Source organism: Bradyrhizobium sp. S69 (assembly GCF_009766005.1).
In the GTDB taxonomy this organism is placed as follows: Bacteria; Pseudomonadota; Alphaproteobacteria; order Rhizobiales; family Xanthobacteraceae; genus Bradyrhizobium.
The window spans coordinates 122251-143558 of sequence record NZ_LMUK01000038.1 but is presented as its reverse complement, the minus strand read 5'-3'; the positions used below and the strand labels follow the sequence as shown (position 1 = coordinate 143558).

The 21308-nt window shown below is 61.0% G+C and carries 21 protein-coding genes and 3 pseudogenes; 6 read left to right on the top strand and 18 right to left on the bottom strand.

Features of this window, described 5'->3' with window-relative positions:
* Positions 1-84 precede the first annotated feature (84 nt).
* Together GSQ88_RS15470 and GSQ88_RS15465 are read left to right on the top strand one after the other, a co-directional pair.
* The gene (locus tag GSQ88_RS15470; protein ID WP_159008604.1) at positions 85-276 is read left to right on the top strand and encodes a hypothetical protein; all 192 of its coding nucleotides are present in this window, start codon (positions 85-87) and stop codon (positions 274-276) included.
* On the top strand, positions 273-611 hold the full coding sequence (locus GSQ88_RS15465; RefSeq protein WP_159008603.1) for a hypothetical protein: 339 nt from the start codon (positions 273-275) through the stop codon (positions 609-611). The genes GSQ88_RS15470 and GSQ88_RS15465 overlap by 4 nt, the downstream gene beginning before the upstream one ends.
* A gap of 139 nt (positions 612-750) precedes the next feature.
* Here GSQ88_RS15465 and GSQ88_RS15460 read toward each other — a convergent pair whose 3' ends face one another.
* Positions 751-2874, bottom strand: coding sequence for a ParB/RepB/Spo0J family partition protein (locus GSQ88_RS15460; RefSeq protein WP_159008602.1), 2124 nt, complete (start codon positions 2872-2874; stop codon positions 751-753).
* Positions 2875-3008: 134 nt separating this feature from the next.
* Positions 3009-3958 (bottom strand): annotated as a pseudogene (locus GSQ88_RS15455) (ArdC family protein).
* Between the two features lie 1099 nt (positions 3959-5057).
* Between GSQ88_RS15455 and GSQ88_RS15450 the strand changes: the two are divergent.
* Entirely contained in the window at positions 5058-5321 is a 264-nt protein-coding gene (locus tag GSQ88_RS15450) for a hypothetical protein (RefSeq protein WP_159008601.1), read from the top strand.
* A gap of 131 nt (positions 5322-5452) precedes the next feature.
* Here the strand turns inward: GSQ88_RS15450 and GSQ88_RS15445 are convergent.
* From GSQ88_RS15445 to mdlC, 5 genes and pseudogenes are all read right to left on the bottom strand, one after another.
* Positions 5453-5662 (bottom strand): annotated as a pseudogene (locus GSQ88_RS15445) (NUDIX domain-containing protein); the annotation flags it as partial.
* A gap of 339 nt (positions 5663-6001) precedes the next feature.
* The gene (locus GSQ88_RS35665; RefSeq protein WP_283810688.1) at positions 6002-6961 is read right to left on the bottom strand and encodes a phospholipase effector Tle1 domain-containing protein; all 960 of its coding nucleotides are present in this window, start codon (positions 6959-6961) and stop codon (positions 6002-6004) included.
* Between the two features lie 17 nt (positions 6962-6978).
* A pseudogene (locus tag GSQ88_RS36190) lies at positions 6979-7245 on the bottom strand (T6SS phospholipase effector Tle1-like catalytic domain-containing protein); the annotation flags it as partial.
* Between the two features lie 11 nt (positions 7246-7256).
* Positions 7257-8576 (bottom strand): hypothetical protein, encoded by a 1320-nt coding sequence (locus GSQ88_RS15430; protein WP_159008598.1) that lies wholly within the window; start codon positions 8574-8576, stop codon positions 7257-7259.
* 492 nt (positions 8577-9068) lie between these two features.
* Entirely contained in the window at positions 9069-10664 is a 1596-nt protein-coding gene (gene mdlC, locus GSQ88_RS15425) for a benzoylformate decarboxylase (protein WP_159008597.1), read from the bottom strand.
* Positions 10665-10780: 116 nt separating this feature from the next.
* On the opposite strand from mdlC, the gene GSQ88_RS15420 reads away from it, so the two are divergent.
* On the top strand, positions 10781-11707 hold the full coding sequence (locus tag GSQ88_RS15420; protein WP_159008596.1) for a LysR family transcriptional regulator: 927 nt from the start codon (positions 10781-10783) through the stop codon (positions 11705-11707).
* A 52-nt stretch (positions 11708-11759) separates the two neighbouring features.
* Here the strand turns inward: GSQ88_RS15420 and GSQ88_RS15415 are convergent, their stop codons facing one another.
* The 6 genes from GSQ88_RS15415 to alkB all read right to left on the bottom strand — a co-directional run bounded on the left by GSQ88_RS15415 (position 11760) and on the right by alkB (position 15536).
* Positions 11760-12350: a hypothetical protein gene (locus GSQ88_RS15415; protein WP_159008595.1), complete on the bottom strand. Its 591-nt coding sequence runs from the start codon at positions 12348-12350 to the stop codon at positions 11760-11762.
* Between the two features lie 5 nt (positions 12351-12355).
* Positions 12356-12868, bottom strand: coding sequence for a methylated-DNA--[protein]-cysteine S-methyltransferase (locus tag GSQ88_RS15410; protein WP_159008594.1), 513 nt, complete (start codon positions 12866-12868; stop codon positions 12356-12358).
* Between the two features lie 137 nt (positions 12869-13005).
* Positions 13006-13755 (bottom strand): 2OG-Fe(II) oxygenase, encoded by a 750-nt coding sequence (locus GSQ88_RS15405; RefSeq protein WP_159008593.1) that lies wholly within the window; start codon positions 13753-13755, stop codon positions 13006-13008.
* The gene (locus GSQ88_RS15400; protein WP_159008592.1) at positions 13752-14327 is read right to left on the bottom strand and encodes a methylated-DNA--[protein]-cysteine S-methyltransferase; all 576 of its coding nucleotides are present in this window, start codon (positions 14325-14327) and stop codon (positions 13752-13754) included. Before GSQ88_RS15400 ends, GSQ88_RS15405 begins: the two co-directional genes overlap by 4 nt.
* 109 nt (positions 14328-14436) lie before the next feature.
* Positions 14437-14691 carry a hypothetical protein gene (locus tag GSQ88_RS15395; protein WP_246784812.1) on the bottom strand — a complete coding sequence of 85 codons (255 nt, stop codon included), beginning with the start codon at positions 14689-14691 and terminating at the stop codon, positions 14437-14439.
* A gap of 194 nt (positions 14692-14885) precedes the next feature.
* Positions 14886-15536: a DNA oxidative demethylase AlkB gene (gene alkB / locus GSQ88_RS15390; protein WP_210253840.1), complete on the bottom strand. Its 651-nt coding sequence runs from the start codon at positions 15534-15536 to the stop codon at positions 14886-14888.
* A 193-nt stretch (positions 15537-15729) separates the two neighbouring features.
* On the opposite strand from alkB, the gene GSQ88_RS15385 reads away from it, so the two are divergent.
* The gene (locus tag GSQ88_RS15385) at positions 15730-16374 is read left to right on the top strand and encodes a DNA-3-methyladenine glycosylase family protein (RefSeq protein WP_159008590.1); all 645 of its coding nucleotides are present in this window, start codon (positions 15730-15732) and stop codon (positions 16372-16374) included.
* A 25-nt stretch (positions 16375-16399) separates the two neighbouring features.
* On the opposite strand, the gene GSQ88_RS15380 is transcribed toward GSQ88_RS15385, so the two are convergent.
* From GSQ88_RS15380 to GSQ88_RS15360, 5 genes are all read right to left on the bottom strand, one after another.
* Complete coding sequence (locus GSQ88_RS15380) at positions 16400-17086, bottom strand: CDP-alcohol phosphatidyltransferase family protein (protein WP_246784811.1); 687 nt, start codon at positions 17084-17086, stop codon at positions 16400-16402.
* Positions 17087-17402: 316 nt separating this feature from the next.
* Positions 17403-18173 (bottom strand): hypothetical protein, encoded by a 771-nt coding sequence (locus tag GSQ88_RS15375; RefSeq protein WP_159008589.1) that lies wholly within the window; start codon positions 18171-18173, stop codon positions 17403-17405.
* A gap of 199 nt (positions 18174-18372) precedes the next feature.
* Positions 18373-19473, bottom strand: coding sequence for a bifunctional DNA-binding transcriptional regulator/O6-methylguanine-DNA methyltransferase Ada (gene ada / locus GSQ88_RS15370; RefSeq protein ID WP_159008588.1), 1101 nt, complete (start codon positions 19471-19473; stop codon positions 18373-18375).
* Between the two features lie 200 nt (positions 19474-19673).
* Positions 19674-20162 (bottom strand): FAD synthase family protein, encoded by a 489-nt coding sequence (locus GSQ88_RS15365; RefSeq protein WP_159008587.1) that lies wholly within the window; start codon positions 20160-20162, stop codon positions 19674-19676.
* 205 nt (positions 20163-20367) lie between these two features.
* Entirely contained in the window at positions 20368-20811 is a 444-nt protein-coding gene (locus GSQ88_RS15360) for a tautomerase family protein (protein WP_159008586.1), read from the bottom strand.
* A 114-nt stretch (positions 20812-20925) separates the two neighbouring features.
* On the opposite strand from GSQ88_RS15360, the gene GSQ88_RS15355 reads away from it, so the two are divergent.
* Positions 20926-21294, top strand: coding sequence for a MarR family winged helix-turn-helix transcriptional regulator (locus GSQ88_RS15355; RefSeq protein ID WP_159008585.1), 369 nt, complete (start codon positions 20926-20928; stop codon positions 21292-21294).
* Positions 21295-21308 lie beyond the last annotated feature (14 nt).

Here is a 21308-nt window from a genome sequence, read left to right as displayed (position 1 = left end):
GAGGAAGTGACGGAAACAGCCCTTTCGTCTCATGACTCTGCGAGCTATCTTTCTGCCCACCGGGAATCGCAACGAAGTGACCAGATGAACGACCAAAAGCTCAAACGACGGATCACGCCAGCCGAACGAGAGGCGCTGAAAGTATTCGGGCAGGTCAAGATCGAAAAAGCCGTAAGCGAGCAAGAAAAGGCACAAAAGGCGTTTCACGAGAATCGCGAACGCTTGAAATCATTGCGATTGGCGCGGGAAGCCGCCGAAAAGGCAAAGGGAACATGACGCCCACGCTTTTTCCTTCGGTCTTTACGATCGAGATCGGCGGCAAGCCAACGGTGACGTTCGAAGCAAAAAGCCTCCGTGAAGCAAGCGAGATTTGCAATGCGCCGTGGCTAGGTGAAGATTTCGCGTCAGCACATTCCAATGGCGCGCCCTTGTGGGATGGCAAGGCCAAACTGAGAGCGCGCATGGGCTACGAGGACGAGATCGCAACATTCGGTGATGCTTCCAAGGATGCTCAACCATCTGATGGAATGTTGCTGGTCTATCTCGTCGAATTGGATGACAACGAGACCGCAGAGAATTCCGAACCCAGTTCAGCTACGCAACAGCGCTGAGAAACGATGGTAAACGCTTCATGCGAGCCGGACCGGGGATGATCTTGGAGCTCCTCGAAAGAAAAAGCCCGGCACGGAATGCCGGGCTTGGGACGGGACAAGAAGGTGTGGGTCGGCCGGAGCCCCTACGCCTCGGAGATTATTCTGCCGCAATGATGTGTGGCCGGTCGTTGTCGGCCTCGGTGTCAGCTTCGTCCTCGCCGGCCGCGAGGAACTCCGGTAACGCCCCGGGATCTGCAGCGGGCTCTCCTACCGCGCCCACGACATCGAGACGAAGTGGTTCAGGCAACCATCCAGTCCCCTCGAGCAGTCTCTCGGCCTCCCGCGCCATGTCGCCTTTCTTGAGGTGGTCGATGAGCTGCACCGATTGCTCGCCCTTTACCTCGCGCACAGCATCGAGAATGCGAGGTTTGGTGACCCGGCCGAGATAGTTGTCGACGGTCGGCTTCCAGCCCACTGCTGCCATGTCGAGACCGACGGCGCGGGCAAGAACGTTGGCGTGATCAAGCCTTCGGCGTATGCCGTTCGCGGAGACGCGGCCCACATTGTAGCGGTTGGCGGGCTCGTAGAGCGCATTGACCGCGGATGACGCACAATGCGCGAACAACGCGGCCTGCTCTTTCCCGTCGAACGCCGTGAGCACGTTCCATAGATCAGCTTCGTCCTTGGGCAGACGGGCTTTCCATCCGTCATGGCGCCCGTCGATAGCTTCCGCTGACGCACTCTCCTTCAAGCCGGGTGCTTGAGCAGGGAATGTCGGGGTCCGGATGGCGATTTCCATGCAGCCGCTCGACGACGAGAAGCGGTAGAAGGTCGCCAGGACAAAATTGTGCAGCACCGCCTGGAATGCGACAGCCGGTTCGTTTGCCAGCGCGTTTCGCAATGCCAGTGTGCGATGTGCGGTCAGCTCGATGATGAGCCGATCCGGCAGCGGCTTGACCGTGTCGTCGTCGTCCTCCTCGACGGGTTCGGTCGGCGCACCGCCGACCGTGATGACCGCGCGTTGGACCACAGCATTGGTAGTTGGCCCGTCATCGTTGGTCTCTCCGTCGTCTTGGGCCTCGCTTTCGGTCTCGACGATGCTGGGTGCGTCATCCTCCGGCCGAACGTAGCCACGGGCGATCGACAGCAAACCTTCGGCATTGATGCTGACGAAGACGCCGGCGCGGGCGATCTGAGCCGGATCGTAGACGAGCGATCGAGCTTCCAGGACGGACCGCGCCGCCTCGATTTCTCCGAGGCGCTGATCGATCTCGTCCGGCAGTTCATCGGCGTCCTGGTAATCCTCTTCGATCTTGGCGTACTCGGCGCTGAGGGCGTCAAGCGTCGCCCGCTCCTCCTCCGTCAGGTCAACCGGTTCACCCTCAATCTCGCGCAAGCCGTTGGAGTGGCCGAAGGGGAAATCGACTGCCACCGCGATCCACTTCCAGCCTTCGGCCGCGATCGTCTCGGCCTCGGTCTTCAGCTTTTCGGTAGTGAGACGATCGAGCAGCGGCACGTCCTGCAACCAGCCGCCATCGTCGTGTGCGAACAGATCCCGCAAGATCGTACCGCCCGCCTGCTCGTAGAAATCCAGGCCGACGAACTGGGCGCGACGGTCGGAAGCGCGCACGGTGTTCTCCGTCAGCATCCGCCGGATCTGATATGGCTCGTCGTTGCCGGATCTGCTGACATTGTCCCAGGCCTGCTCCTGACGCGCCTGGTCGGCCGTGACCGAGAAGGCCATCAACTGTTCGAGCGTCATGCCATCGTCAGCATAGACGTCGTGCAGCTTCGGCGACACGGACGCCAGACGCAGGCGCTGCTTAACGATCGCCGGCGAGGCGAAGTGCCGCGCGGCGATATCCTCTTCACTCATGCCACCGTCACGCAGCAGCTTGAACGCGCGGAACTGATCGAGGGGATGCAAGCCAACCCGCTCGTCATTTTCGGCGAGGGAATCGTCCTCGGCGATGCCGCCATCCCTGAGAACGCAGGGGACTGGTTGCGTCTTCACCATACGCTTCTGCTTCACCAGCAGTTCGAGCGCGCGGTAGCGGCGCCCACCGGCGGGTACCTCGAACATGCCGGTCTCCTGGCCGTCGGCATCGACGACCGCACGAACGCTCAGGCTTTGTAACAACGTGCGCTGAGCGATGCTCTCCGCCAGTTGCTCGATCGAGACGCCGGCCTTCACCCGGCGGACATTGGACTGGCTCAAGACCAGCTTGTTGAAGGGAATATCGCGGGAGGGACTGAGTTTGATTTTCTGAATACTTGTCATGTCGGATTCTCCACGACGGGCGGCCGAAAGACTCTCTCTCGACCTCCTACCCGTCACAGGCAAACCGGCGCTCCTCTCACTCTCTGACGCGCAGGACCAACTGAAGGCAGCCGCTGAAACGACGTGCCGATGCATCACGCGGCCTCCACATTGCCCTCAACGACGGAATCGATCGCGGGCGGCAGAAAGGCGAGCAGGAAATCAGCGGCTTTTGATGCCGCGCTCGCGGCGCGCACGACAGCTCGATTATCCTCGCGCAGCACCTCGAGCCAGGAACCGATGTAGTCGGCGTGGCGCACGGTCGGCACGATGCCGAGCGAGGCACAGACGAAGGCACCCGCCATTTCGGCGACCAGCTCTTCGCGCGCGTACGATTTTGAGCCGAATGAACCGGAGTGGTCGCGGTTGAGGCGGGACGCTTGGCCGGTCCAATGACCGAGTTCATGGAACGCGGTTCGGTGCCAATTGATCGGCTCGAAATAGGCAGCCGGCGGCGGTACCTGCACGAAATCGCCCGTCGTGTTGTAGTAGGCGCGCGCACCGCCGATGCGGAAATCCGCGCCCGTGGCGGCAATCAATGCCTCGGCTCGCGGCTCAATCTGATCTGGTGGCGGCGCGACGACCGAAGCAGCGACCCCCTCGGGCAAGCCGTCGCACTGGTCGGTGTTAAAGACGGTAAAGCGCTTGAGAAACGGGATGGCACCCGGCTCTTCACCGGCCTCCGCGGCGCGCCGACGTTCGTCGTCCGGGGTGAAGCGATCGGCATAGACGACGGTCGTTCCCCGCTCGCCCTTCCTGACGTGGCCGCCAAGCCCGAGCGCCTGGCGAAAAGTGAGCCAACTCTGTCCGGAAAAGCCGTGCTCGATAACTGCCCCCAAAGGATCAGCACATTAATCCCGGCATATCCGCGTTGCGTCGCAGCGTTGCGTGGAATCGCGAGCGGCGCCTTGATCGCCGCCGTGCCCCATGGCTGCACCCACGGGATACGGCCGGCTTCCAGCTCGGCGATGATCTTGTCGGTGATTTCGCTGTAAAGGCTCGCGCGGTCGTTGCCGGCACGAACTCGGGCGGTGTGTTTGGACATCGCGGTTCTCCGCGACGGGCGCCGGAAGCCTCTCCTCCGATCTTCAACCCGTCGCGGCAGACCCGGCCCGCACTCTCACTCTCAGCGACGGTGACGAGAAAACGGACTGCGCATTCGCGCGGCTGTCTTTTTGGCAGGATGGACACCCTAAAGGGTGACGACCCGCGACGCGGGGCTTCAGCGCAGTCGACAAAGCGGTCTCGCGGGGGAAGCGCCGAAATGCGCCGGGGCGAAGCGCAGTGAAAGAGGAAGCAGCAGGAGCGGTCTCCAATTGCGGGCGTGGTCAACTGTTCTTTACGTCTGGTGCTCCGCCAAGACGGTTATGCCCACTGCGTATGCGCGCTCCATTTGGCGGCGCGACTCATCTTGCCCTAGGCCACTCTCTTAGGTACTGCGCGCTCGACCGGAGGGGCTTCAATAGATTTTGGGTCGGGACCCGATTGCAACATACCATCATGTCTCACGACGGAATTGGAATCAACCGCCAGCCGGTCAAACAATTCCCGTAGCTCTGGCCTGAGGCCATCACCGCACAGGGCCGCTATAGAATGAAATTTGCGCATGTCGTGCTCCCGTTTCCCGATCACGATAGAAGTTCGGGCGCACCGCCTTCCACCCGATTTCCGATGGAAAGCGGCCTCGCAGAGAGGTAGCGAAAAGCGCCGGAGCGAAGCGCAGGCAAGGAAAAGAGGCACCCGCAGGAGGGTCAGCATAGCGCCGACGCGATAGCGGCGGGACCCGGGACCGAGTGCAGTCGCGAGACCGGTTAAGAAGGCACCCGAACGAAGGGCAGTGATAGCGACGCCGGAATGAAATGACGGCGGGACCGAGTGCGAGTGCCTCCGGCGAGCGACTCATGATCGCGCGAGGGATCGAAGCCGGATGGCCGAGACGCCTTGCGGCTCGGTTCACGAGAGCCCGGTGCGGCACTTGCCGCACGCGCCCAAACGAAAAGTAGGAGAACTAAGTTTAGGGACTTGGTGTCTGCGCCTCAAAGACTCGAACCAAACCTTGAGCTCTCGCCGTTGCGAATCCCAGCCATGTGTTATCGGCCGGAACGAATGACGGACAAAACGATTCGCCGTCAGGAGCCATTTCCATGCTGATGACAAGTGAACGAAGGCCGGCGATACGGACGCTGCGCGGATGGGCGATTGACGTGCTTCAGAACGCCGGCGCCATCCGCGAGTGCGCGGAGCACGGTTGGATGCAGGACCGCGCCGATCCGCATGCATGGGAGCGAGCGATCGATATCGCCCGTGAAGACCCACCAGCAGGGGTCTCCCCTGATGCAGCGGCGGCCGAGGTTCGCGACGTGCTGAACTCGATCGGCGATACCTGCCCAGAATGTCCTCCTGATTAGAAGAACCGGCGCCGAGCATGATGCCAACCTAGCCCTCTAACTCAGCGGCCTAGCCGTTTCTCCACACGCTTGCGCGCGTTGCCGACCTTTTTGACGGCCTTTTTCACCGCCGGTGCGGACTTTCCGGTCTTCTCGCCCAAAGCCTTCAGCGGGCCGATCGAGGCTGTCGGACCGATTTCTTCGACAAATTCGCGTAGGGCAGCCTGTTGGGGATCCTCCGACGCGTTCAATTCGCCTTTCGGTATCGACCAGGCACCGGCGTCCTGGTTGCGCCAGAAAGGTCCGCCGGGGTGGACTAGAAGGACTTCGAGGCCAAGCTTCGTCCGACGATAGGCCAGGATCCCACCGCTCGTTTACTGGCTAGAGGAAACTCGCTTCACACGGCCCTCCTCAGACAACGAAACGGTCAAAGTCAGCGGCGATCCCAGTGAGGCGTTGCAAACCTTCAGGACCATAGGGACCCCTCGCGAGCCGTCACATCTGACGAGATGCGCGCCGCCCGGCGCTGGTTACCGCGGCTTGTGTGCCTAATGGGGCGCCTCCGACGCCTCGTCAGCGACTGCCTTGCTGTCACCGGGGCCTGTCGAGAGCGCGGTGACGGACCGCCGGATCACGTTCAAGTCGGAGAAAACAATCTCCCGGGCGGGTTTGCCGCAACCGGCAGAACGCGACTACCCCGATCAGACGGACGCACCGTTCGAAGGGGCTGGCGGCGCGCCATCAGCAGTGCCATCGCCGCCGGGGTTGGCGCCCTTTGTCCGCCCGAAGAACTTCTTCGCCAGTTTATGGTTCTGCAGCGCGACGGGCCGGTATGGACCGAAGGTCGTGAAATTACGTACCGATGCCATGGCTAGACGCTCGTAGACCGTCGGGTGAAGCTGGGCCCCATCGGGGACGTCGCGCACCGTCTTCGACCAATGCAGTGCCGTGCCACCTATGCCGACCATGCATTCGTCGTGCATCATCCCGTCGGCCGACGGATACAGTCGCAGCAAACCCTTGTCGACGACGACCCGGTTTGCTTCGGGTATCTTCTCGGCAATGAATTCTACCATCCATTGCAGCGTGATGTCCGACAACCGCGATTCGTTCTCGGGATAGCTTCCTCCGACGTCGGCGTGATTGCCGGCGAACCAGATTTGATCGAACTGCTCCGGTTCGTCCTTCCTGTCGGGCCACTTCACCGTGCCGCTGCCTCCCCAAGGCACCCGCTTGAAATCCTTCCGGCCCTCGTCGATCGATTGGAGGTGTCGCGCGTATTGGACGTCGGAGGTGAAGTGACGATCGTACGCCCAGTCGGGAAAGAACCGCTGCCAACCGATCGCGGCGACGGCGTCCCAGATGCCGATGAAATACGCCGAAGCGCCCATAGCACGTCCCGCCTGCGACGCATGGACGGTTCTGAACTCCTCCGCTCGTTTTGCCGCATCCGTTTCGTCTCTCGGCATTCCGAGCCGGTAGACGCAGGAAACCGCATCTTTGGCCACCTTCCGCAACGATTTAGGATCGAGGCTGATCGTGTCGGCGTTTCGCTCCTTAGTCGGGATACCGCAGAGCTCGAGCACGTGCGCAAGACACCTGGCAGTGTAGGCGCCCCGACTGAAGCCGAAGAGATAGATACGATCTTTCGGCTCCCACACACCCCGACGAGTGCCACATAGCAGTCGATGATCTTTTCCGAGATGCCGAATCCGAACATTTGCTGCAGCGTTTGTTTCTGCCGGTCGCGACCGCTGTCGTGCCCCGGGGTCGGCGTTCCAATACCGGGAACGTAGAGCGCCAACTGCTTCTTGGGGTCGATGATCGAGTCGGGACCGGTGCGCGTGGCACGGTACAGTTTGTAGACGTTCGTCCGGCTCTCGTCCGGAAGTAGGCCGCCTTCGTTTCCCGTACCGTCGGCGAAAACCAGAATATTCTTGGCCAAGTCTGCCTCCCTCAGGTCACGATCGGCTCTAGCAACGCGTCCGCCACGACGAGCCCGGTCGCATCCGTGAAGATCGCCGCGACATCCCTCGCCTTCTGGCGGTACGCGTCGTAGGCATCCTGCCCCATTAGCGGAATGGCTTCAGCCAAGCTCGCCACCTGCCCCTGCTTTTTCGCCACCGCGGTGGCCTTGAGCTTCTGTTCGTCCGACCGCAAGCCTGCGACGGCCGAGTTGAGATCGGAGATGTTGGTGGGCGTCACGAGCTTGCCGCCGATGTAGACGACCTGACTAAGCCCTACGATGCCCAATATCGTATTCGGGACGACGAATGTCGAAAGCTGGCTGACACCGGCCGCGATCAGCCCGCCGATCACCACCAGTCCGAAAATAAAGCTCTGGTACCGATACACGTCGAAGGCGCCGTCGGTCGTGAAAAAATCACGCCACGTCGCGTTCGACGGATCGACCACGGTCTTCGCCATCGGCACCCAGTTGCGTCTCAGGAGCCAAGCCCGGTTGTCGGTCGACAGCGTATTGCGTTGGCCGTCGGTGCCCTTGGCGATGGTCGCTCCGATGCCGCTAATCCCGAGCAACGTCAGAATCGAACCGGACAAATCCACTAGCGCACCCGTCTGGAGCAGCAGAAGGGTAATCAGAGCGGCGACAGCGAGCGTGAAGGCCAGCGTCTGGAAGGTCGAAAGACTGCCCTTCCCGTCCGGCCCCGCAGACACTTTCGCAGGGTTCAATGCCCGGAAGAACGACACGAACGTGTGATCCCGTTTGCGCAGCGCGAACGCTATCCAAAGGTAGAGGATGAGGACTTCTGCGATGACTGCGAAGATGCTGAGCAGATAGGGGCTGAGGCGGACGCTGAGGGACGAGACCCGCCAGGGAGATTGGCCGACCGGATTGTTGCATGTGTAGAGATACAGATCGACCCGGCTCCAGTACCAGGCGAGGTCGTCGCCCATGTTCAGCGTGACAATAGTCTGATCGGGTTCGAGCAGATGCTTCAGCACCAACGGATCGGATTCGGTCGCGCGGTGCGTGACGGCGTCCTGACGCTTCAAAAGATAGGTCTCGTCGCCATAGTCGATTCCCGCGAAGTACCTGACTCCATCGACAAATGGTGCGCGCACCCCGACATCCACGCGCTGGTTCGTCGGAAGGAAGTTCGTGGCAAACACAATGGGCGCGCCCACGGGATTGCGGCCAGAGCGAAGCTCCACAGCGAATTCGCCGGGCTTTACACACTGCTTCTGCGGGTCGCTTGGGGCCGCCGGCGGCGGCGTCTCCGTGCCCACAGCGGGAGGCGCCGGGTTCTGCGCCACAGGAGTAGCCCGACGCTGATCAGGCGTTAAATTCTGCGTCGCCGGTGCTGAGACGCTGGCGTTCGGCGCCGGTTGCTGTGCTTTTGCTGGCGTACAAAGCGCGCAACTCGCAAACGCGGCTGCGCAAACGGCAAGAATTGTAGTTCTGAGCATTCTTCCCCCGGGGCCGGTCGGCCTTTGCAGCCATTTACTCGTGGTTGCAGCTCGCCCGCAAGCCAACCCATTCGGCGGAAGGCTATTGTCCCCTGTTATGCCGAACTATAGGGGTGTAGAATCGGGAACACTGCCGATCCCGCCTTCGGGAAAACTTCGGGACTATAAGTACCGCTATTTTCCACCAGTTCTCTCTTAGTGCCCGTCGTTGTCGAGTCGACGTTCACGGCGTGATCGGCGTCAAAGCGCCTTCACCGGATCGGCCGCGTGCCCCGCACGTCGATCAGCATCGAAATTTCGTTCATCGTTCCTCCATTTTTTAATTAAGCTGCGGATTGATCAGGCCACCAGTATCTCGACCAGAGTCGGCGAGCGCGCAAAAAGCGCTTGCATCAGTACGAGGTGCAGCTTGTCGGCCTCGGTCACGCGCACGGCGTCGCATCCCATGCCGCGCGCAATGGAGACGAAGTCCAGATTCGGCAGGTCGGTGCCTTGTACCGCCTCATCCTTGGTGAAGCCGAAGACCGGCGCGAACTCCTGCAAGGCGGCGTAACGATTGTTGTTTAGGATTACATAGGTGATGGGCAGCTTGAGCTGGGCGGCGCTCCAGAGCGCCTGGATCGAATACATGCTGGAGCCGTCGCCGATCAGGCCGATCACGCGGCTACCAGGCCGGCCGAGAGCAACGCCGACAGCGGCGGGCATGGAGTAGCCGAGGCCGCCGCTGTCCATGGTGTAGAAGCCCTCCGCGCGGGTGATGGGCAGATGGGCCTGCATAGCCGGACGCGCGCTCGGCGCCTCCTCCACCACGACATCGGCGGGGTCGCGAACCTCCGCGAGCGTCTGCAAGGCGAAGGCGACCGAAATCGGCGATGATGGTTCGGCGCGTGGGCGTTGGACACGGAGGGGCGGTTTGGCGTGCCGCTCATGCGAAGGGCGGGCGAGCAGATCGGCGACGCCGAGCCGGATGCTTCCCACAACGCTGGTCCCAACCGGAGTCCAGGCCGCGGTGTCGGGATCGTCGATCAACTGGCAGAGCTTCGCGCCCTCGGGAACATGCGGCCCCGAGCCTTCGACATGGTAGGCGAACGCCGGCGCGCCGATTACGAAAATCACGTCGTAGTCAGTCAACAATTTGACGATGCCTTCTCGCATAGCGGGGAGGAAGCCGGCAAACAGCGGATGATCCTCGGGAAAGGCGCAGCGCCCTGTCATCGGCGCCGTCCAGACGCATGCCTTGAAACGTTCGGCGAGCCGGACGACGTCGCTCCAAGCGCCATCGCGATCGACCGCGCCGCCAACCACAAAAGCCGGGCGAAGGCTGGCCTCGAGCATCCGCCCGATCTGCCCGAGAACTTCGGGGTCGGGGCGAATGTCACGACTGACGACGCGGTGGGGTACGAACTCAGCAGGCTTGTCCCAGTCATCGACAGGGATGGAGACGAAGACCGGTCCACGCGGCGGGGTCATGGCGATAAAATAGGCACGAGCGATCGCCTGCGGCACATCCTCGGCCCGCGCCGGTTCGACGCTCCACTTCACGTAGGGCTTCGGCAGTTCCACTGCGTCTCGTGCAGATAGAAACGGCTCAAAAGGGAGAATGGATCGCGCCTGCTGGCCGGCCGTCAGGACCATGGGCGTGCGGTTCTTGAAGGCCGTGAATATGTTGCCCATCGCGTTGCCGACGCCGGCGGCCGAATGCAGGTTGACGAAGACGGCGTTGCGGGTTGCCTGCGCGAAGCCGTCCGCCATACCGACGACGACAGCCTCCTGAAGCCCGAGGACGTAGCGGAAATCGTCGGGAAAATGCCGGAACAGAGGCAACTCGGTCGAGCCGGGATTGGCGAAAATCGACGTCATTCCAAAGCGGCGCAGTAGATCGATGACCGACTCCCGCACGGTCGGCTTTACCCCGGTCGCTTCGCCATTTCCCATGCTCGCCTCCTCGAAAACCGCGACGCCAAGCGTCGGCGCGCCTCTGAAGACCTTTGATAGGGAAGTTGGCACCTACCAAAAATTGCCAAATTGAGGAATAGTCATTACGTTTGGGTATGGCCTTTAACATTCAGCAGCTTGAGGCTTTCACCGCCGTCGTTCGGCACGGCAGCCTCGGCCGCGCCGCGGCGGTCCTCAACGTCACACAGCCCGCACTTAGCCGCATGGTAAAGCGCCTGGAGGACGACGTCGGATCGCCTCTGTTCGAGCGCCATTCGAAAGGCATGAAACTTACCGACATCGGCGAGGCGCTATTGCCGCACGCCAACCTCGTTAACCGGGAAAGCCGGCAGGCCCGCGAGGACATCGACGCCCTGCGCGGGCTCGCCAAGGGCACAATCCGTGTCGGCGCCGTCGCGAGCATCGCGTGCTTCGTGTTGCCGATGGCGATCGGCGGCGTTCTGAGCGCCTGGCCAGGCCTTAGGATCGAAGTTCTCGAAGGCGTGTGGGATCGCCTCTCAGAGGCGCTGACAAGTTACGAAATCGACGTCGCGCTGGGCGTCGATGCGCTCGACACCGACCAAATTGTCGCTATCCGGGATTGCCAGTGGGAGGACGTTAGCTACGTTGTCGCCTCCGCCAATCACCCGTTGCGCGGGCGATCAGAACTTCGCCTGGAGGAAACTTGCGCCGAAAAATGGGCGAGTCTTCCCAGAGGCACGGCTCCGCATGCTCATCTCGAACAAGTCTTTGCTGAACACGGAATAGGCCCTCCGAACATCGTCGTCGAGACGCGCTCCATCACGGTGCTGAAGAGTCTCGTCACAGACTCCGGTTTCCTAAGTTGGATGGCCGCGCCGATGTATCTAGCCGAGCGACGCGCCGGCCTCGTCGACGCACTCCCCATAACGGGCGTCAAAGCCATGCGGCGCCTCACAGCGTTTCGCCGCCGGCAGGGGATTCTTCCGGGACCTGCGGTCAAGTTAATTGAGGAATTACGCAGTATGGCAAAAGCCAAACCGCGGATATCCGCCCTTCGGTAGGCTCGAAGCGTCAACTATCCCGGGCCTCCCCATCAGGGGCCGCACAGTGAGATCACCAGCCTGGATAGCGAACGACAAGTTTGGCCCAGTCCTGCAGCAGACCGGCCCGCCGCATTTCTGCAATGCCTTCCGCAGCGTGCCATGTGCACGGCACCCGGCGCAGCCAAGTGTTGTCCTTTCTTCCTCGGTATAGCCAGATGATCGATGCCGCGAGCATTTGGCGTGCGGGCGCCATGCACCGGTAGTACGCCCTCCACGCCTCCATGCCCAACGCATCGACCTTGTCGAGTTGGTACAGGTAGCCGGTCGGCCGGATCGCGTGGTGGTGCAAGCCGGGGCCGCTTTCCTCGAAGAGCGGCCAAAGTCCCGCCCACGCAATCACGGCGCGCAAATTCTCATCGAAGAGAGCATCAGCGTTCACCATCGGCGGCTTTACCTCAATTCCGGCCAGGTCGGCGAGTTTGCCAATCTCCACTTCGTCCATTTCAAGTCTGAGCGTCACCAATCGCTGAAGGCGGTATCCGGGATGACGTTCTTTCGCGTTGCCCGGATCGGCGAGTGCCGCCTTTATCAGGTTGTAGACACTTCCGGGGCCGGGGGCGTTATCTGTCACTTGGGATGCCTGTCGACCGTCGATGGACATTGCCTTCAAACCGGCCGGTCCGAGGCAAGTCGCCGCTCCCGTTCGAGCAACGCCTTCTTCCGGCGCACGCCCCAGCGATAGCCGGAGATTGAGCCGTCCTTCTTGATGACACGGTGGCAGGGGACCAGAACCGCTATCGAATTGGAGGCGATTGCATCTGTCACGTCGCGCGCATCACGAGTGCCCAGCTTGGCTGCCAAGGCGCCATAATTGGTCGTCTGGCCTGGGGGGATTTCACGCACCATTGTCCAAACGGCCTTCTGGAAATCGGTGCCGCGCAGGTCCAGCGCGATTTCGTGACCCAGCTCCGGATGGTCCACCAGACGGCCCAGCGCTTCCGCGAGTTCGGACGTCACTTGGCCGCCCTCCTCCAGCAGGGCATCCGGAAAACGCTCGCGAAGCCTCCCCACCGAATGCGTGTCTTCGAACTCGAGGTAAACAACTCCTTGTTCGGAAGTCGCCACCAGGAAGCGTCCCAAGGAACTTTCGCCCCATCCGTATTGAATGCGTTCCGACATCCGTCCCTCTCCACTCGTATTTCGCTTTCACGGCCTCAGCAGGACATCCAGCCCTGTGAATCGGAACCCGTCCTGCGCCACGCTCATCGACCGCCGGCGGCCACCCGCAGGCGTTGATGCCATCGAGTTTCGCTGCCTTACTTGGCGTCGTGGAAAATAATTCCCACCGTGTGTCGCTGTCCCGAGCGAAGCCGGCTGACGCCGTGGCGCAGGTTGACGCGATAGTTGCCCTTGGTCCCCTGCACCGGCCGGTTGTGGACGGCGAAGGCGACGGCGTCGCCCTGTTTGAGCGGCACCACCTCGGCCCGGCTTTGCATCCGCGGACGCTGCTCGGTCAGGACGAATTCTCCACCCGTGAAGTCTTCACCGGGTTCGGACAGTAGGATGGCGACCTGAAGGGGAAACGCGAGGTCTCCATAAAGGTCCTGGTGGAGGCAATTGAAATCGCCGGGAACGTACTGCAGCAACAAAGGCGTCGGCCGCGTCTGACCCGCGTCGTGACACTGCTTTAGGAAATCGGCATGCCGATCAGGATATTGCTGATCGACGCCCATCCGTTCATTCCACTCGTTGGCGACGACGGCGAGGCGCGGATACAGGGCCTGCCGCAAGTCTCCCAGCAAATCGGGAAGCGGATACTTGAAATAGCGGTACTCGCCCTTGCCGAAACCATGCCGGGCCATATGGATATGGCTTCGGAAGTGCTCTTCGTGCGGATAGAGCGATGCGATCAGCCGACATTCGTCCGGCGTGAGCAATCCCTCAATCACGGCGTTCCCATATCCGCTTAATTGGGAGGAAAGAGTCCCCCAATCGTAGGCGGCGACGCGACTTTCCGCCGATTTGGCCCCGGGGACGGCCGGGATCCTTTTCAATGGGGCGTTCATGAGTGGGCCTCCTTTGCGAGCAATGCGCGTTTACGATCCACGCCCCAACGATAACCGGTCAGGGACCCGTTCTTTCCGACGACCCGATGGCATGGAATCGCGAGAGCGAGCGGATTTGTGGCGCATGCGCGGGCGACGGCTCGGGCGGAGTCCGGGGCGTCGAGCCGCCGCGCGAGCTCCGAATAGGTGACCGTTACGCCGGCCGGAACGGACTGCAGCGTCCTCCAGACCCGCTTTTGAAACGGCGTTCCTTGCACGTCGAGCGGAAGGTCCAATCCGTTCCGCGGAACCTCAATGAATTCGATCACGCGCGAAACGTAGTCGTCGCATAGCGCGTCGGCACCGGTCAGTCGGGCTTGGGGCATGCGGGCCTGGAGGTCGAGCGCCAATTCGCGCGGGTGATCACCTAGCAGGATGGCGCAGACGCCCGCCTCGGTCCGTGCGACGAGGACCGATCCGAGTGGTCCTTGACCCGCGGCGAAATGGACTTCCGTGACGGCGTTCCTCGGCTGCTTTCGGCTGGCCGGCCTAGCGTCTTCCCGGGTTGAATAATTCTCCGTTGATAAGGTCATGTTCTCGCTCCTTCGATTTTCCGATCATGACCTTATGACGCTGGCGCCGCCCTCTCACTCCGGTCCTTGCTTTGAAATTGAAGCTATCCTGGGATTCTGCGCGGCTGCTTCAGGCAGTCCGCGTCACGACGTCTTTTCCGAGCAGGAACGTCTCGCCCGTCCGGAAGCGCAGCTCTATTTCCCCGTTTCCGAGCATATCCCACTCGGCAATGCCTTCTCGCACTAGATACGGTAGACACGACATGACATATTCCTTTGCGGGGTCGGCGGCCCCCAGCGGCGACTTCACCGCGTCGGCGAAGTCTTCGTATGACCCGATTTCCCAGGTTTTCCTGCCCCCCGACGGGTCGGCCTCTCTGGACATGACTTCGAACCTCCGTGACTTACCGCCGCGCATAGCCGAGGCATACTGAGTTCCGGCGGCAGGAGCCGCTCCCGGACGGGACCGATCGCACGACACGATTCCATACCCCATCACACCCATCGGCGAGGCCGCACTCCGATTTCTGCTTTCGAATTGGCAACGTTCGGGTGAACTCGTTGATAACCCCGGGCGCCTCAAAGCGCACCGCGAAAAGTTAGATTGATTCGGGTCGCGCCCAGCACGGGATGATCGCCATCCTTAAGGGCCGGCACGCCATGAAAATAGAGGCGCGATGGACCGCCCCAAACGGCGACGTCGCCGTGACGGAGAGGATACCTCTTGACGGGATCCGCGCGGCCCGGGCCGCCGAATTGAAATATGGCGGGCAGGCCGAGGGATACGGAGACGATCGGATTGGCGAAATCTCTTTCGTTCCGGTCCTGGTGCAAGGACAGCCGCGCGCCCGGTTCGTATCGGTTCACGAGGCAGGCGTCCGGAACAAAGTCCGGATAGCCCGCCTCGGCCGACGCATGCAAAGCCACCATCTGGAAGGACGCCGGCATCGCCGGCCAAGGCCTCCCGCTGTCCGGGTCGATGCGGTCGTACCTATATCCGGTTCTATCCGTTATCCATCCGGCTTCGCCGCAGTTCGTCATGGCGACCGACATCGTAAACCCGCCCGGCGTAATCATATGCCGAAACGGAGCCTCGGCGACGACATTCGCCAGATCTCGCAACAAATCGCTTTCGAACGGGATCGCAAGGCCGCGCAACAGGAAAGCCCCGTCGCCCATCCGCTCCAGACTCTGCTGCTGTGGACTGCGGTCGTCAAATAGATCGGTGATCATGGATCGCGCCTCGGATTATTGCCTTCCGCTTATTAGTAAAATGCCTTCGTCCCCGCACTCCGGCTCTTGCTTTCAAATTCAGGGCTGGATTCTTGGCCGCCCTACGTCGTATTTCCGTAAGAAGAGAGCGGCGCGATGCTGCGCGTTACGGCTCCCCCACTGTTGATATTTTCAAAGTCGGTATCAAATTATGCGCACCCCTGCCCGCTACCGTGCCTCCGTGGACTTCTTGAAGAACGCAGGCAGCGATTGGAAAAAGCTCATCGACCTTGTAGGGCCGTGCCTTCACGATCCAAAAGCGGCACGTGAACCTTACGAGGCGCTCGTCCGCGCGATCGCATACCAGCAGCTTACTGCGAAGGCGGGTGACGCTATCATCGGCCGCCTGAAGTCCCTTTATCCGGAACGGCTGTTTCCTACACCAGGAGACATCATCGACGCCGAGTTCGACGCGCTACGCGCCTGCGGCTTTTCCGGCACCAAGATCGCGACGATAAAGGCGATTTCCGAAGGGGCGCTGTCCGGGCTGGTCCCGACGCGCAAGGTTGCCGTGAAAATGGATGATGAGGAAGTGATTGAGCGCATCGTCTCCATCAAGGGGATCGGACGCTGGACCGTCGAAATGCTCCTTATGTACTCGTTGGAGCGCATGGACATCCTACCAGTCGACGATTTCGGCATTCGCGAGGGCTATCGCGCCCTTAAATCGCTTTCAGACGCGCCTAAGCCGAAAGAGCTGCGAGAGCTTGGTAAAGCGTTCGCGCCGCACAGGACTGTCGCATCCTGGTACCTTTGGCGCGTACCGCGCGAACGTGGCAGACCGCTCGAGCCGTAATCCGACCGCGACTTCTTCACTCTCTTCACGCAGGCCTGACTGCACCTTCCGCGAGCGCGTAACACAGTCGCATTGCGATCGTTACGGCAAGCAGGAGGGCAAAGACTGGAAAAAGATATTTCGCTTCCGCCGGGAGCGTTCCCACGGCGGCAATCCAGGCACCGACGAGTCCGAACGCGATCGCCCTGTCGCTCTTGCCGAACGGTCCGTCGCAACGGCGCGTTCCGCCAAGCAGCGGCCCCGCTAAGCCGGCAAACTCTGACGCCACAAGGAGAATGACAATAGTGGTAGTCCAGTCCGGGCCGAACGGTTTGACGAACGCAAACGGGGCGTAAAGCGACGTCTCGGATACGATGTCGCCCGCTTCGTTCAAGAATGCGCCCAGCCTGCTCTTTTGCCCGTGCTCCTGTGCGAGTATCCCGTCGATGGTGCTGAGTGCCATCCGGATCGCCAACCATACGGGCAGCAACCCAAACAACACCGGTAGACCGGCGCCCATGATCAACGTTAGGCCCACTCCAAGCGATCCGCACAGCGCAAAAATCGTTACTTGGTTGGCCGTGACGCCTGCGCGGGCCAAGAATCCTGTGAGCGGTCGAAGATTGCGCTGAAAACGGGGCTTGAGTGACGACAACGACGTCAGAGACAGATCGAGGCCGTACGACGCGTTCAATGACGCCGATGAGAGTGGTCGCAGGCGTTCGTGTCGCATCTCAAAGTTCCTTGACAGATCTCCTGCGGTGCTGAGATCGTATTGTTGAGTTGAAGGTTCTCGAACCTGACGAACTAACTGACATTCACTCGCCGTGGCAAACGCGCAACACAACCGGCCGGTGATAGATGCCAGTCGTCAATACGGAATGGTAGAGCGCTCCGACCGCGCTGAACGATGGCGTCCCAGCAGCGCGAGTTCTGGGCGAACTTGGCCGCTTGTCCATTCGCTCCATCGGCAAGATCGGAGGTCAAGACCTTCGGCAATCCTAGTTACCTCTCCAACTATTCTGGCCAGTCCGCGAACCTTCGTGACGTCACCGTCCCGGTTTGCAGGCTTGCGCTGTCGACCCCGGATCGCATATTTCAGTTTCTCTGAGAAACTCGTTCCAGTGGGCGATCTCTTCGATCGAGGGTTTGAATCTGTAGGCCTTCTGAACGACAACAAAATTGCCATTGCGTATCATGACCTTGAACCAGGTCATCTCCGGCTTTCCGGTCTTCCTGTTGAGAGGACATGTTTGGGACCAGGTGAGCGTGGGGTGGAGTTGTTCGAATCCCTGTTCGACAGTCTCAGACGAACTGCCCGGACAAATGAGGGCCCAGATCTTCTCGACACCCTTGCGATATTCCGACAGGGTCAGCCCATGCTTGTTGCGCAGGATCTGCACGGTCAACATCTCCGTCCATTGTGTGACTGTCTCTCCCTCAGGCACCAGTTCGAGGATTGAGCCCATGTCGCTCGCTTCTTCAAAGCCGACTTTGTATCCATTGGGCATTTTTGAAAGCACGTTCCCATCCTCCAAGGCGCCCGCTGCCGACGCGCGGACAATGATTGCGGCGAGGATTGCGAAACGGACAAAGCCCAGCATAAAGTTCCCTGCCTGATTGAACAGTCGCCCACGGTGATCTCCGATCGTGGAAATCTGGCGTCGCGGTGGCAAGATCGACAAACAGTCCTCAGTGGCGCCGTCCGCAACGTAGCGTTCCTCAAAAAGCGGGAACTCCGATTCTTGCTTTTGAACTCGGTCTCCGGCTGCTACTTTTTCTATTGAGGCAGATTCGTAGTCAGGCCGCTTCGGGAGCATGCATTTCGCGAAGCAGGCTTACGGTCGCTTTCGACACACGGGATTTGGAGTTCGCATCCGCTGTTGCACCCACGGACGACGAGGATACCAACGCAGACCCACAGAGTTGGGTCCCGGAATCAGCGGCCGAGCACGGACCGGCGCACGGCTCGGTAAAACTCATCCCACGTCGGCAAGATCACGGCGGCACTCGGCGTTGTCACGCACCGGCTGCCGCGGACTGCGCCTCGCGGTCGATCAGGGCGCGCTTGCGTTCGACGCCCCACGCGTAGCCCGAGAGGGCGCCGTCATTCCGCACCACCCGATGGCATGGGATCGCCACGGCAAGATTGTTTGCCGCACAAGCGCCAGCCACCGCGCGAACGGCCTTGGGCGAACCGATCTTTCGCGCAATTACGGCGTACGAGACCGTCTGTCCGACCGGTATCTCCCGCAGAGCGTGCCAGACCCTCTGCTGGAACGCGGTGCCGCGGACGTCGAGCGGAAGATCGAGTCCGAGACCCGGCGCCTCTACAAATCCGACTACCCGGGCGACGAGCGACTCGTAGTCCTTGTCGCCCCCGACCAGGTGCGCCTTCGGGAAACGGTCCTGAAGATCCTCGACCAGCTCGTTCGGATCGTCTCCGATCAAGATCGACGCAACCCCCTTCTTGCTTGAAGCAACCAATATCGCGCCGAGCGAGGATTCTCCCACGGCGAATCTTATTTCTTCATCAACGCCGCCGGAACGATACTGTGACGGCGTCATCCCAAGTATCTCGTTGGATTTCTCGTAAAATCGGCCGCTTGAATTGAAACCGGCGTCGTACATCGCTTCGGTCACGCTACTGCCGTTGCCCAAGCCGGCCCGTACGCGCGTCGCCCGTCGCGCGCCAGCGTAGTCCTTGGGCGTAACCCCCGTGACCGATTTGAAGACACGATGGAAGTAGCCCGGACTCAGACCGACCGCTTTTGCAAGGTCGGTGAGGGACGGCTCCTCCTCGGCCCGATCGATGAGCCCGCAGGCCTTCGCTACGATCGCAGCGTTGTCGGAATCAACCGACGGGCCTTCCGGATTGCAGCGCTTGCACGGCCGGAAGCCGGTCGCTTTCGCGGCTTTGAGCGTGTCGTGAATTTGGACGTTTTTGGGATTGGCCACCCGGGAGGGGCAGGACGGACGACAATAGATTCCCGTGGTGACGACGGAATACCAAAATTTACCGTCGGCGGTCCGGTCGCGCGCCACTACACTTGCCCAGCGCGGATCGTCCGCGACGGACTGTGCGGGATTGCTGTTTCTAACGTCAACGGTGGTCATCATGGCGTTCGCCTTCGTATGGATCGTTCGTGTGAAGATGCCGCCGGGACGCCTTCTGGACACTCCGGGTCTTGCTTTCGAATCCAAGATTGTGGGCGGGCGGACCGTCCGAGACCCCGTAAGGCCTTGAGTGCTGGAGTTCTCGCTCTCCTGGGCGGCAGAAACCACCCGTTTTCCGGGTCGCCGCGACAATCCAGACCCCGTTAGGCGGCCTCGCCGCAGCCGACGACAGCGCCTCCGGAGCGTCCGCAGTGCAATAAGTTCACCGCGGCGATGCGGTCGATGTTGGCGAGGGTTTTGCGCAGCGCGGTGCTGGAAGTCGATCTGGTGTATGGGAAATAGACGACCTCAACTCCCACGGCGGCGAACTCACGCTCAAGGCGATCTCCCTTTTCGGTACCGCGCCAATCGTCGCCCTTGAAGAATACGTCGAATCTCAGATCATGCCAGATCGACAACTTGTCGTTCACGAAAGCAGGTACGGCTTGGTCCACAAAGCGGACGTTTCGGACAATCTCCAGTCGCTCAGCCAAAGGAACAACGGGTATCACGCCTTTGTGGATCCAGAGCACGTCGTCGGCGACGACGCCCGCTATCAGGAAATCGCACCGGCTTTTGGCTGCCCTCAAAATGTTCAAGTGACCGACATGAAAGAGATCGAAGGCGCCGCTGGCGTATCCAATTCGGGTCATAATGTTCTCCGACCGTTCGTTGCACTATCTCTCGTTCGAACGGACGGTAGAGCGCCGCCATGGATGCCGCGCTCCGCTTCTTGCGCCGGAATCAACCTTTGACTCCTGGATGCGGTTGTCGCGCGCAGACCAGCGGTGAAACTCGGCGGGTATAAAATCACCAGAGGTGTCCCGCCTTGGGGCGTGAGCCTCACGCGCGATGATTTCAGGACTTGCCAATCGACTGCATGTAGGCGCGATCCGCCCCGGGCAACTCTTTGAGCCAGGTTTGTTCGTCGCCGGGTTCCGGAAGGACGTGCCCATATTCCGCCATCTGGCGTGCGGGAATTTCCGAGACATATACCCAAACCAAGCGTTTCTCGAGACCCGAATGCAGAGCCAAGGTCGAGGCCAACTCGGTAACCAACTTTGTGCGGTCAAGGACGCTTCGCCCCGACCGTATGAAGCCATGAACGAAGAGTTGGTCGCCGTTCAACGGCACCCCTCCCATGAAATGGTTTCCCTTCGTCACCTCCGTGAAGATGACCTGTGCGAAAAACGAGGCGGCACCGGTGACCTCGTTGTGGATGCGCGTAATCTCGCTCGCGATCAGCGATTTTCGATCGGCGTCGAGGAGGCCTGTGGGAACGGTGCAATGATATGTAGGCATGTCTTCATCTCCCTGTTTGAGCGAGATCTTGACCCGACCTCCTTTCGTGTATATACACGCAATATGGAAATAGACAACTGCCTGTGCACGGGCATACGTCAGGCGGCGCACGCCATGACCGAAATATACGATCGGGCACTTGCGCCTTCCGGCCTGAAGATCACGATGTTCCGGGTGCTTCGGCGCCTGTCGAACGCGGGCTTGCCGACGATCACCGAACTGGCTGAGATCGTCGAGTTGGACAGAAGTTCGCTAAGCCGCAATCTCAAAGTCCTGGAGCGCGAAGGGCTTGTCTGCTTCGAGGGAAGTGCCGACGAGCGCAGAAAGGTCGTGCGACTGACGCCGGCAGGTAAAGCGGCGCTCAAGAAGGCGCTTCCGCTCTGGGTGGAGACTCAAGCAAGGATGAAATCGAAAATCGGCAGGGAGCAAGATTCGATCTTCACCATCCTGTCGCAGTTGAATCATGTCAGGGCGGGACCCTGACCGACCGGCGGATC

Bases quoted from the DNA above. Each gene is read 5' to 3' on its own strand.
- GSQ88_RS15365 (WP_159008587.1), bottom strand. From the start codon at position 20,162: ATGACCCGAATTGGATACGCCAGCGGCGCCTTCGATCTCTTTCATGTC.
- GSQ88_RS15375 (WP_159008589.1), bottom strand. From the start codon at position 18,173: ATGCTCCCGAAGCGGCCTGACTACGAATCTGCCTCAATAGAAAAAGTA.
- GSQ88_RS15405 (WP_159008593.1), bottom strand. From the start codon at position 13,755: ATGAACGCCCCATTGAAAAGGATCCCGGCCGTCCCCGGGGCCAAATCG.
- GSQ88_RS15460 (WP_159008602.1), bottom strand. From the start codon at position 2,874: ATGACAAGTATTCAGAAAATCAAACTCAGTCCCTCCCGCGATATTCCC.
- GSQ88_RS15470 (WP_159008604.1), top strand. From the start codon at position 85: ATGAACGACCAAAAGCTCAAACGACGGATCACGCCAGCCGAACGAGAG.
- GSQ88_RS15415 (WP_159008595.1), bottom strand. From the start codon at position 12,350: ATGTCCATCGACGGTCGACAGGCATCCCAAGTGACAGATAACGCCCCC.
- GSQ88_RS15395 (WP_246784812.1), bottom strand. From the start codon at position 14,691: ATGTCCAGAGAGGCCGACCCGTCGGGGGGCAGGAAAACCTGGGAAATC.
- GSQ88_RS15385 (WP_159008590.1), top strand. From the start codon at position 15,730: ATGCGCACCCCTGCCCGCTACCGTGCCTCCGTGGACTTCTTGAAGAAC.
- GSQ88_RS15400 (WP_159008592.1), bottom strand. From the start codon at position 14,327: ATGACCTTATCAACGGAGAATTATTCAACCCGGGAAGACGCTAGGCCG.
- GSQ88_RS15465 (WP_159008603.1), top strand. From the start codon at position 273: ATGACGCCCACGCTTTTTCCTTCGGTCTTTACGATCGAGATCGGCGGC.
- GSQ88_RS15450 (WP_159008601.1), top strand. From the start codon at position 5,058: ATGCTGATGACAAGTGAACGAAGGCCGGCGATACGGACGCTGCGCGGA.
- GSQ88_RS15360 (WP_159008586.1), bottom strand. From the start codon at position 20,811: ATGCCTACATATCATTGCACCGTTCCCACAGGCCTCCTCGACGCCGAT.
- GSQ88_RS15420 (WP_159008596.1), top strand. From the start codon at position 10,781: ATGGCCTTTAACATTCAGCAGCTTGAGGCTTTCACCGCCGTCGTTCGG.
- GSQ88_RS15410 (WP_159008594.1), bottom strand. From the start codon at position 12,868: ATGTCGGAACGCATTCAATACGGATGGGGCGAAAGTTCCTTGGGACGC.
- GSQ88_RS15380 (WP_246784811.1), bottom strand. From the start codon at position 17,086: ATGCGACACGAACGCCTGCGACCACTCTCATCGGCGTCATTGAACGCG.
- ada (WP_159008588.1), bottom strand. From the start codon at position 19,473: ATGATGACCACCGTTGACGTTAGAAACAGCAATCCCGCACAGTCCGTC.
- GSQ88_RS15355 (WP_159008585.1), top strand. From the start codon at position 20,926: ATGACCGAAATATACGATCGGGCACTTGCGCCTTCCGGCCTGAAGATC.
- mdlC (WP_159008597.1), bottom strand. From the start codon at position 10,664: ATGGGAAATGGCGAAGCGACCGGGGTAAAGCCGACCGTGCGGGAGTCG.